The organism is Acinetobacter sp. 1424608 (assembly GCF_000588255.1).
GTDB lineage: Bacteria > Pseudomonadota > Gammaproteobacteria > Pseudomonadales > Moraxellaceae > Acinetobacter > Acinetobacter nosocomialis.
The window spans coordinates 149,346-159,194 of sequence record NZ_JFXL01000006.1; the positions used below are offsets into that span (position 1 = coordinate 149,346).

General features: G+C 34.9%; 11 protein-coding genes and 1 pseudogene. 6 read left to right on the forward strand and 6 right to left on the reverse strand.

The window, feature by feature from the left end:
* Positions 1-214 precede the first annotated feature (214 nt).
* A pseudogene (locus J678_RS24015) lies at positions 215-286 on the forward strand (hypothetical protein); the annotation flags it as partial.
* Between the two features lie 219 nt (positions 287-505).
* The gene (locus tag J678_RS12600; protein WP_017393910.1) at positions 506-1,705 is read left to right on the forward strand and encodes a tyrosine-type recombinase/integrase; all 1,200 of its coding nucleotides are present in this window, start codon (positions 506-508) and stop codon (positions 1,703-1,705) included.
* On the opposite strand, the gene J678_RS12605 is transcribed toward J678_RS12600, so the two are convergent.
* Positions 1,698-1,919 carry a hypothetical protein gene (locus J678_RS12605; protein WP_017393909.1) on the reverse strand — a complete coding sequence of 74 codons (222 nt, stop codon included), beginning with the start codon at positions 1,917-1,919 and terminating at the stop codon, positions 1,698-1,700. The genes J678_RS12600 and J678_RS12605 overlap by 8 nt on opposite strands.
* A gap of 221 nt (positions 1,920-2,140) precedes the next feature.
* On the opposite strand from J678_RS12605, the gene J678_RS12610 reads away from it, so the two are divergent.
* Complete coding sequence (locus tag J678_RS12610; RefSeq protein ID WP_017393908.1) at positions 2,141-3,037, forward strand: hypothetical protein; 897 nt, start codon at positions 2,141-2,143, stop codon at positions 3,035-3,037.
* Between the two features lie 2 nt (positions 3,038-3,039).
* Here J678_RS12610 and J678_RS12615 read toward each other — a convergent pair whose 3' ends face one another.
* Positions 3,040-3,966, reverse strand: coding sequence for a hypothetical protein (locus J678_RS12615; RefSeq protein WP_032027334.1), 927 nt, complete (start codon positions 3,964-3,966; stop codon positions 3,040-3,042).
* Between the two features lie 164 nt (positions 3,967-4,130).
* On the opposite strand from J678_RS12615, the gene J678_RS12620 reads away from it, so the two are divergent.
* The gene (locus J678_RS12620; protein WP_017393906.1) at positions 4,131-5,768 is read left to right on the forward strand and encodes a hypothetical protein; all 1,638 of its coding nucleotides are present in this window, start codon (positions 4,131-4,133) and stop codon (positions 5,766-5,768) included.
* Positions 5,769-6,178: 410 nt separating this feature from the next.
* Complete coding sequence (locus tag J678_RS12625; RefSeq protein ID WP_017393905.1) at positions 6,179-7,141, forward strand: YagK/YfjJ domain-containing protein; 963 nt, start codon at positions 6,179-6,181, stop codon at positions 7,139-7,141.
* A 75-nt stretch (positions 7,142-7,216) separates the two neighbouring features.
* Here the strand turns inward: J678_RS12625 and J678_RS12630 are convergent, their stop codons facing one another.
* From J678_RS12630 to J678_RS12640, 4 genes are read right to left on the reverse strand one after another with little or no spacing between them, the layout of a single operon-like run.
* Positions 7,217-7,873 (reverse strand): hypothetical protein, encoded by a 657-nt coding sequence (locus J678_RS12630; RefSeq protein WP_017393904.1) that lies wholly within the window; start codon positions 7,871-7,873, stop codon positions 7,217-7,219.
* 12 nt (positions 7,874-7,885) lie between these two features.
* The gene (locus tag J678_RS12635; protein WP_002045549.1) at positions 7,886-8,113 is read right to left on the reverse strand and encodes a hypothetical protein; all 228 of its coding nucleotides are present in this window, start codon (positions 8,111-8,113) and stop codon (positions 7,886-7,888) included.
* Positions 8,114-8,242 carry a hypothetical protein gene (locus J678_RS23935; RefSeq protein WP_005146783.1) on the reverse strand — a complete coding sequence of 43 codons (129 nt, stop codon included), beginning with the start codon at positions 8,240-8,242 and terminating at the stop codon, positions 8,114-8,116.
* A gap of 2 nt (positions 8,243-8,244) precedes the next feature.
* Complete coding sequence (locus tag J678_RS12640; RefSeq protein ID WP_005146782.1) at positions 8,245-8,499, reverse strand: hypothetical protein; 255 nt, start codon at positions 8,497-8,499, stop codon at positions 8,245-8,247.
* Positions 8,500-9,112: 613 nt separating this feature from the next.
* On the opposite strand from J678_RS12640, the gene J678_RS12645 reads away from it, so the two are divergent.
* Positions 9,113-9,849 (forward strand): hypothetical protein (locus tag J678_RS12645; protein ID WP_032027335.1); only part of this gene is annotated, 737 nt, incomplete at its 3' end.

Sequence of the window (9,849 nt, forward strand, 5' to 3'; positions counted from 1 at the left end):
ACTCGTAAAAGCCTGTTTATATTGGACAGGCTTTTTTATTGGTGTGACGGCCCGAATTTTTATATTTTCACCAAAGTTATTTCAAATATGAAAACACGGGCCAACAACTCAACAATCTCTAAACAGTACCTATAAATCTGCTACAATTACGCCAATTTTTATTTTGATCGACTTTAGATCTTTGGCACTGCAGTCTCCGCAGTAGGTGTATTTCATGAGTTTTAAAGATGAGTTAGCGGCACAGGTCGCTCAACGACGCACATTTGCTATTATTTCCCACCCAAATATTTGATATCTATTCAAGCCCATTCAACCTATTTCAAATATAATAATAAAATTATTGTAAGTGCTGTAAAAATATAAAAATATTGATATTCTTTATCTGATATATCTTTCAACCCCGTTCAATAGATTTCAAGTCTAGTCAGTATGTTTGTGTACATATGTGTGTACATATTTTCTAGAATTAGCTACTTGAAAAAAATATGTACACAGGTGGAGTAAAATGCCTTTAACAGATACTTGGCTGAAGAAGAATTTAGATCGTGAACGTTCAGCTATACATACAGAGCCTGATCAAGATGGATTGAGCGTTCGTGTATCGCAAAAAGGAAAGCTCACTTTTCAGATGCGTTTTCGATATAACGATAAGCAAGCTCGTTTAGATTTGGGAACCTATCCAAATATGAGCCTTAAAGAAGCTCGTATTGAATTGCAGAAAATGAAAGCAATTTTAGAAAAGGGACATGACCCACGTATTCATAAAAAAGTAGAGCTTCACAAGATCACAGAGGCTATAACTTTTGAAGCGTTATTTCGTGAGTGGCATGCGAAATATAGTATTCCTAATAAAAAGAATGCAGATCAATATTTGAGATCATTTGAACTTTATGTTTTCCCAAAGTTAGGTAGCATACCTGCTGAGCAAATCACATTACATATGTGGTTAGATTTACTAGAAGAGCAATTTAAACAGTCGCCATCGATAACTGATCGCATTCTTACGAATACAAAGCAGTGTTTGGATTGGGGGATTAATCGAAAATTAATTGAGCAAAATCCGATAAGACATATCACAGGCAAACGTGACTTGAATATTAAGAAAAATAAAACTGTTCGAGTATTACAAGATGATGAGTTGTCTTTAATTTTTAAAATTTGTGATGAGTCTAGAACATCATTAAGGAATGTTTTATTTCTCAAGTTATGTTTGTTTTATGGTAATCGATATAGTGAGTTGAGGCTTGCAAGGAAATCAGATTTTGATTTTAGTAAAAATAGATGGACAGTACCGTATGAAAATCATAAGACAGGAGAAAGTAAAGGGGACATTGTTCGACCTATTATTGATGAGATCAAACCGTGGCTTCAGTCTGCAATGGATTTGAGTAATTCTGAATACATTTTCCCACATGAAAATGGCAAAGAGCCAATGGGGCGTAGTGGGCCAACAGATACCCCTTATAACTTCATGCAATTTGCAAGGAAGAATTATAAAATTGAAATGGATCATTGGTCTATGCATGATTTACGGCGTACAGCAAGGACAAATTTCAGTGCGTTTACAAGTAGGGATGTTGCGGAACTGATGGTTGGACATGTGATGCCTGGGGAACAGGGGACATATGACTATTATGATTATCAAAAAGAGATGTCGAAAGCTTATAAAAAATGGTGGAAAAAGTTAAGTAATCTGTCTAGCTAGACAGATTACTGAATTGGTTGTTATTGAAATATTTGACTAACCATTCGTTAAAAGTACCTTCATCCCAAAGACTACTAGAACCTGCACATTTCTTAATAGGTTGAGGCATTGGTTGCTCGAACATTTTTTGATTGGGTTGCTGATAGCGCCATAAAGTTGATGCGGAGCAATCCTTTAGTTTTTTGCGAATTTCTTTAGATGTTAAATAGCCCATATCTTTGATCCTTTTGTAATCATAACAAATAGATAAAAGAACTATTTTTTAACTTTAATTATCAATCTGAGATTAACACGAATCATTAAAAAAGTAGTTCTATTAGTTTATGAGGTAACTATAAAATTTAGAAAAGGTTTAAGGTAGAGCAGTACTCATGTATAAAAGAATATTAGCATTATCCTGTTATAATGTTTTGTAATATAAGGAATTAAATAATTATGGATTCGAAAATAATTTCAGATCTAACGTTGCTCGAACAGAACATTCTTGAGAATTTTTGTTACTACTATCAGTGTGATTTAGAGGAAGAATTGGGAAATCCATTATATGCAGCAATGACAGACAAAATCATGCTCCGTATGAAAGAAAATGATTTTCGACACAGTGAGCAAGCATTAAGTCTTATAGAGGGGGGGGATGATATTAAATTGATTCCTTTCAAGCCAGACCAAGTTTTTGAACTTCTAGTACAGATCAATAGCTTAAGAGAAGATATGGAGCAGTTGAAAAAGACGCTCCAAAAAAAACGTTACTCAAATATTTTAATGACGTATGTTGCTGTATTGGGAGGGAGGATATATTTAATTTATAATACGGCTCTTGAAAGGCAAGCTAAAGCAACAAAAGCAGCAATGGAAAAACATACAAAAAGCTTGTACCCAAGACGAGAAATAATATGCAGAGTTTTACGTGAGCAGGTAGTTCAACGCGGTCGTAAATGGGATAATCCAACTCAGGCGGTTACATCAATTATTCCTATATTGATCAAAGAATTTGAAAAAGATGATGTCATTTGGATCAAGTCTGAAATTACTCGCATGCAGGATGAGCTTCAAAAACTTGAACAAGATGATGTCCCTATGTTTGAATCACGGCCAGATAATTTAATAAAACGTAAAAAAGCATCATCTACTGTAAAAGCTAAAAAAATAACTAAACTTCAAGAGCAACTTAAAAAGCTAGACAGAATCCTTCACTCTAAAAATCCTTCAGTTATGCTGAAGGATCTGGAATACAACTTGCCATATAACAATACTGCCTATTTGGATGAAACGATCATCCATTGGTTGAGGGGGCAACCTGAAATGTTGGAGGAAATATTGAATTCAATTTAAGCTTATTTGTTGGTGAATGGTTTTATTGGGTTTGTAAGGTACTTTGGCACAGCTCTCTGTTTGTTATCAGTTTTTTCCTCTATGCCATCATGAATAATTTCCCCTTGTTTAGTAAATCCTGAAGGTCGTGGATAAATAAGTGGGTAATCGTTTTCGGAAATAGGCGAAAGAGTTGTATGAAGGGGATTTGTGGTTTCTGGTTTGAGTTCTAGTGTCGCTTTTATGCGGAGAAGGTTGTTATTAAAATCAGATTGTAAATTTGATTTTATTATCCTACGAGAGTTCTCCTTTTCTTCGTCAGTTTGAGAAGCATAAATTTGGTCAAGGTCATCTTCATTCGGAAATTGGTTTTCTAGGACTTCCAATTTTTGCTGGGTTGAAACCCATTGGCTGAATAAGTAATCCTGAATTTTCTCATTGAGTGCATGTGCTGTCTCAAGCTCTAATTTGTGCTTACTATTTAGATACGCTTCAAAATCTCGCAGTTTTTGAATTTGTTCCTGTAATTTATTAATTTGAATTTGTTGCTTTAATTTGTCTTCATCAAAACTATTAATGACATGTTCAAGTGTCCCTGAAGCACTGCTATGTTCAAGCTTTTTTTTGATTTGTTCAAGCTTGGATGTTGAGCTTTTACTTATTCTTGCCTGAATACGGCTTTTGTGCTGTTTAGAGGTTTGGTGCTTGTGCTCCCTAAATTTTTTACGAATGGTTTCATAGAAATCTTTAGATGCGGCGACAAATTCTTTTGTTGAAAGTATGGCTTTTTCTTGATCATAACCGAATAGGATTTGGGGTTGGGATATAGACACTGTAAATTGTTTTGGGGTTAATTTGCTCCATGCATCTTTATTTTTTTGGATGAAATCTTCCTTCGCTTTACTGTCTTTCTTCATCCAATTTTCAAAATGTTCGTATGGTCTTGTCATGATGAGCATTCTTATGAAATTAATAACAAGAATAATATTAACTTATTAGTAAGTTAATGTTAACTATAATGTTAAATTAATATTTACTAAATTTTAATGGTTGCGTATTTGAGTTTTATCATCCATATTTGTGAAATTACAAGTGGGTAGTGTTCGATAGATTCATGGAAGATAGATTTTTACTTTTTTTACTTGCACACGAATTTTCCCCTGTTACTCTGACTCCAATAGCACGATGGTTATTGCTCCAAATAATTCAAATGTATGGAGGGCAAGAATTTTGTTTAACATCTGCAATGAGTGCAAAGGAGTTTGTATTTCATGATAAAAAATTGCAGACTACGCTGAATGAATTACAAGAGCATCAAATAATTGTTAGAGGAATTGATGAAAAATCTTGCAAAGAATTTGTAAGAATAGATATTGAAATGTTTGGTCTTTGGGGGAGTGTAAAAACGATAGGTGATTTTGAGAAAGAGCGATGGTTCTCTAAGATGATGAATCATGAACTTCCGCTGAAGGCTCTTTTTTTTCACCTTGTCGATACCAAATTAAATGACTTTTATGTACATCACTTACAACATACTAAACCGATATTATTTAGAAAAATAGATTTCAAAACGGCATTGGTATTAATGGTATTGGTTAGACATAGTAATCAATTTGGAATTACCAATAAATGCGGAATTCATAAATTAAAGCATAAAACAGGACTGTCTAAAGATGCGATCTTTCGGTGTATCAAAAAATTAAAGCAACAGGGATTAATACGTACACGAGTCGATGGTACTCAATCAAGCAAGATTATCAGTCGAATGAATCCATTTTACGCACTCAACTTATCGCATGAGCTTTGGGGGGATAAAGCTCGATATGGTCGATTTTATATTGAGAAAAGTAAACCCACTCAGCTTTTTGAAGTACAACGGGTAGGTCGTTTACTTCAGTTGTTTAAAACCTTTAATAGAGAATTGGACTATTATTTAAATTTTAGACAAGATCCACATTCAACATATATCAGTTTGATACAGCATGAACCAAGAATATTGAGTGATCGCTTATGCCAGCGAACGGTATTCAATTTTGAACATTCATCCAGAATGGCTCAGGATGATTTAGAAAAGGAGCTTGTGCTTAATTTATTGAGTGGTTACTTTGAATTAAAAAAATACCCTTTAGCTCAGTCGTGGTTGAAAGAACTAATTAGCTATAATGAGTTGAACACCAAGTCGAATAATTTTGCTAACGCTTCGATGGCTTGCGCATTATTTCAGTGTTATTTGGAACAGTGGAGTTTAGAGTTATATTCCTCCTCAACTAGATTGAAGCAATTATTACTAAATTTTGATGTTGTAGAAGTATATGATCTCAAGAGGCTTGAAAAAAACCTTAAGCTAAGTTCTTTGCTTCAGATAAATGATCGCGATTTGAGTAGATTCTTCGAACAAGAAATTCAAAGTGTTACCTTCTTAATTAGTTTTTTACTGACATTGATTGCAAACAATAAGCTTTATCCGTTCCTTGCTAAGCAAAGTAATATTAAGCAGTTGAAGCCTTTCAGTATTATGCCTCGTTCATATCATCAACAAACATATAGCTGCATTTTTATGATTGATCCAACCCTACGAGCAAATGAGTTTTGCTTATTGGATGAAGCAGATGATGATTTCTCCGAGTGTCGAAAACACAAAAATCATGATTCAAATTTCAGTTCTTTTGACTCACCAAGTTTACAGCAATTACAAGATTTTGGTTTGCTTCCTGTGGAATGCAGGGGGGTAGATTGCTTAGTTAATATTTAACTATATTGGCGTAACTTTAGCCTAAGCAAATTTCGATATATCTTTGGATATATCGATGGTTAGTATCATATGGTTCAATGATCTTACCGAGGCAATAGCTTAAGGTAATTAACAGGTATCTTATATTATTATCTATAAGTAATATATTAATAATATAAACAATATCTTATCTAGTTAAGTAAGTACAATGAGTTGCTTAGTTCAGTATAGCCCATACTCAAATGGGCTATAGATAACGTATCCATATCAAGTCACTAAAAACATGCAGAACTAACCCTATAGTATGTTCCAAAGTCTATGAGCATATTCAGTAGAGCAGGATGACTACAGCATACTGCTTTAGAATTAAGATCAGTAAAAAAATATATTCCTCACTTACATATGAACCTTATGTTTCAGTGAGAACCTAAATGTACCAAAATGTTCAATTTCAAAATAATCCATATGATCAGCTTTACCATGAAGCAGAAGTATTGGCAGCAGTAGACCATTTCATTCAAGAAGTATGCTTGGGTAGCTATGATCTATATCATCAAAACCTGATGATAGACCTACAAAAATTAGTTCAGTCATTTAAGCCAATCTATAACGCTAATTTTTTCTATTGCAATACAGTGCAGATATTCATTGAGGTGGTGAACATCGTTGATCACACACTCAGTCTAATGCCACAGGCAGACTATGATTGTATAGTCTGTTTGGATGAGATGACCGTCTGGCATATTTTGACTTACATCCAGTCATTATCAGGCTGTGTAAAACAGCAACTGATAGATTTTCAACAACGTGAATTAAAGAATCAGCAAAGCCTATTCGACTATACATCCTCATTGATCAATCATTATGCAAGACTATTAGTTGTACGTGTGGATTTATCCATTCTTCAGGAATATCAAGCCTTATACAACATTCAGGCATTTAACAAAGCATTAGACACTTTGCTTCGTCGAATCGCAGATCAGGATACTTGCTTTAATGCTTTGCAGGGTTATGCATGGGCATTAGAGCATGGTGTTAGCAAAGGCTATCACTGCCATCTTCTGCTTATGTACGATGGGAATGTACATCGAAGTGGTTTTGAAATGGGGCAGTGGGTAGGTGAGTCTTGGGAGCAGATTACTCATGGCTGTGGTTATATTTTTAACTGTAACCATCCCGACTATATGGATACATATAAAGCGATGGGAACATTAGGCATTGGTATGATTCATCGTGATATTGAGCATGAAGTTTTTAACTTTCTTAATTATGTTGCCCCTTATCTAGTGAATGGAGAAAAAGTGCAGCAGCATCCGAGGGGAAAAGATAAGTCAAACATGCGTAGTTTTGGTACAGGGCAGTTTAATTCTAAAAACCGTAGAGGGATTGAATAATCTTAATGACAATGGAGAGCACTGAATCATTAAAAGTGCTCTCGTTATTGATAGTGTTTTAAAATGTCTACAGCTTTAAAATGTAAGACTCAAACTCCCTTGATCGGTTATCAATTCAGCTTCAAGTACCTGATCACCACGGCATTTCAACAAATACGATACCGTAGAACTATAACTCATTTGTACAGGCATCTTGCTATGAAAGTCAGCGGTGTAATAACCACAACGACCACGATTAATACTCATACCTTGTAAAACAAAAGGTTGATCGTTGGTCGACTGGATTTCTAGAATATATTCAATCGCCCCTTGTACATTAAATGCAGATTGTGACTCACGACTGGTAATTTGAGCACGAACAGATAATGCAGGCTGTTCCATTTCCATGGGAATATGATTGCTATATTCAGCGTTGTTTGGATCAAGATCAGACTCCATCATGGATTTGAGCGCTTCAGGATATTTCTCCCAACTCTCAAGAAATGACTGAGCTTGTTTGACCGCAGCAGGCAAATACTCGGTATCATTTTCTACAATCTGAGTTAAAGCTTGTACTTTGGCTTCAACCTCTTCCTTACTATATGGAGCATATTTAGATTGCTCCTTTTGTGTAGCAGTATTAGATGAGCTGTGTTTAGCTTGATCTGTAGCACTTTGTTGAGCTGGCTGATTGTTTTGGCCACAAGCGAGCAGTAAAGTTGAAAGTGCTACTGTGGAAAGTATTTTTTTCATGATTGCACTCCGTTATAACTTAGGTCGAATAACAACGAACCAAATGAATAATAGGATCAAGATACCACCTACAATTTTACCGATGACTGGAAACATTACCGCAGGCCACACTAAGCCTTGCCCCAAATTGTAAGTAAATGGCTTGTAGTTATACTGTCCCCAAAAGTGTTGATAGATGGCAAAGAAAAAACCAATCACCAAGTAGCTACTAATCACCCATGTCTTAATATTTGAATTCATTTACTTTCCCCCAATTGCATATTTTGCCAATGCGATAAATAGTCCCATCACGATCATGAAGCCAATAAATGGCAAACCTAAAAAGCAAATCACTGCAATGATGCAGATGATGCCAGCAAGTGTTCTCATGGTTATTCCTTCATGCACTGATAGGAAATATTGACCATATCTTTTTGGAAGGATTCAGTTTGCTGCAAGGTGTAGAGGTTTTCTTTAAGCCCATCTTCCCCATATTTATTTTCAAGTTTGTCGTAAATACATGAACAGGTACTGCCATCAATGCCACCTGTTTTACAACCACTGATAAATTGACGTTCGGTTTTGCTGGCACAACCTGAAGCCATTAATGCAACAGAGATGAGTGCAAGTGAAGTTTGAATTTTCATCATTTCCCCTAATTTTTTATTGTGTTATTTGATGTGTAATAAATTTTGCTGAATGAACTAAAGTGTAGATGTGACAAAGCTTTCCAAGGCTAGACAGCGTTTAGATTAGTCAAATAAGCAAAAAATTTATGAATGCTGTTAATGCAATAGAGGAATACAAAATCGTTTTAGGAAAAACAATAAAGATAGAAAAAGTTTAGTCATGGCGACTACTCCTGTATGTATTAAGAAGCTCTACCAACTTACTGCTAAATAATGGTGGCAGAACGAAAAGGGGTTAGCAGACTGGACATACAGAACCAGCACGCGCGGACGCGTCCCCCTCCCGTTCTACCGCAAAGGGGGACGAGAAGGTTTTACGCATAAGAGATACTCAGAAGAATAAACCCTGATGCGCTGTATGAAACGGTCTGCTAAAACCGACTGACAATGTAGGTCAGCAGTTGAATGATAAAATTAAGGGTGGGTTTAGTCAATTCAGCTAATGAAAATATATAAATAAATCAATAATTTTATTATTTTTAATACACTAGTACTTTTTCAATTTTAAGTAATATAATTCTGATGTCTAAAATAGTAAATTATCTGAAAATTCAAAAAATTAGGGGGATATATGAATTTTAAATTACTTAAAGTACGACTAGATAGAATTAAAACTCAAAAACATACACTTACTCCAGAAGATATGTTGATGTTAGTTACTCAAGAAAAAGCTGATCTTAATTCGGGGTTTTTCTCTCGCTTATTTAGTGTGACTATTCCACAAAAATGGGAATTTTCTATCAATTCATCTGAGGAAATTGGCGTTGCTTTAGAATTGGTTGAATTGATTGAAACAGTATTTATCCCTCACTATCAGGGGCATGCAAAAAATTATGCTTGGTTAGAGCAATGTATTTTATTCAAACTCAAGCATCAAGCGTCGATGAATATTTCTGAATTAGTCAGTCGGTATTTATCGAAGATTGAAAAAAGTGAACATTTACAGATTAGTCGAGAGATCTTAAAAATTTTATTTGAGCGTGAGCCTAGCAATGCTGTCATTAAAGCACAGGCGATAGTGTACAAACGTAGTCAAATCTATACCAGCGCTATAGAAAAGTTTGAGTACTATTTTGAGCATTGTTCTTATCAAGAAACATTATATTTTGATTATCTTGAATGTTTAATAATGCGGAAGAATGTTATCTATAATCAGGAAAAAGGAGAGTTTGGTGATTTGCAATATGCTGTATATTTACTTTGCTCTATAGACGATGCGAAAGATAGAGCATTACAAGGGAATCTACTCAATCGTGCTATAACAGCCCTTTTACCAGAAGACGTTATTGCAACTCGTCCTGAAGATAC

Bases quoted from the DNA above. Each gene is read 5' to 3' on its own strand.
- J678_RS12600 (WP_017393910.1), top strand. From the start codon at position 506: ATGCCTTTAACAGATACTTGGCTGAAGAAGAATTTAGATCGTGAACGT.
- J678_RS12615 (WP_032027334.1), bottom strand. From the start codon at position 3,966: ATGACAAGACCATACGAACATTTTGAAAATTGGATGAAGAAAGACAGT.
- J678_RS12610 (WP_017393908.1), top strand. From the start codon at position 2,141: ATGGATTCGAAAATAATTTCAGATCTAACGTTGCTCGAACAGAACATT.
- J678_RS12630 (WP_017393904.1), bottom strand. From the start codon at position 7,873: ATGAAAAAAATACTTTCCACAGTAGCACTTTCAACTTTACTGCTCGCT.
- J678_RS12635 (WP_002045549.1), bottom strand. From the start codon at position 8,113: ATGAATTCAAATATTAAGACATGGGTGATTAGTAGCTACTTGGTGATT.
- J678_RS12605 (WP_017393909.1), bottom strand. From the start codon at position 1,919: ATGGGCTATTTAACATCTAAAGAAATTCGCAAAAAACTAAAGGATTGC.
- J678_RS12625 (WP_017393905.1), top strand. From the start codon at position 6,179: ATGTACCAAAATGTTCAATTTCAAAATAATCCATATGATCAGCTTTAC.
- J678_RS23935 (WP_005146783.1), bottom strand. From the start codon at position 8,242: ATGAGAACACTTGCTGGCATCATCTGCATCATTGCAGTGATTTGCTTT.
- J678_RS12640 (WP_005146782.1), bottom strand. From the start codon at position 8,499: ATGAAAATTCAAACTTCACTTGCACTCATCTCTGTTGCATTAATGGCT.
- J678_RS12620 (WP_017393906.1), top strand. From the start codon at position 4,131: ATGGAAGATAGATTTTTACTTTTTTTACTTGCACACGAATTTTCCCCT.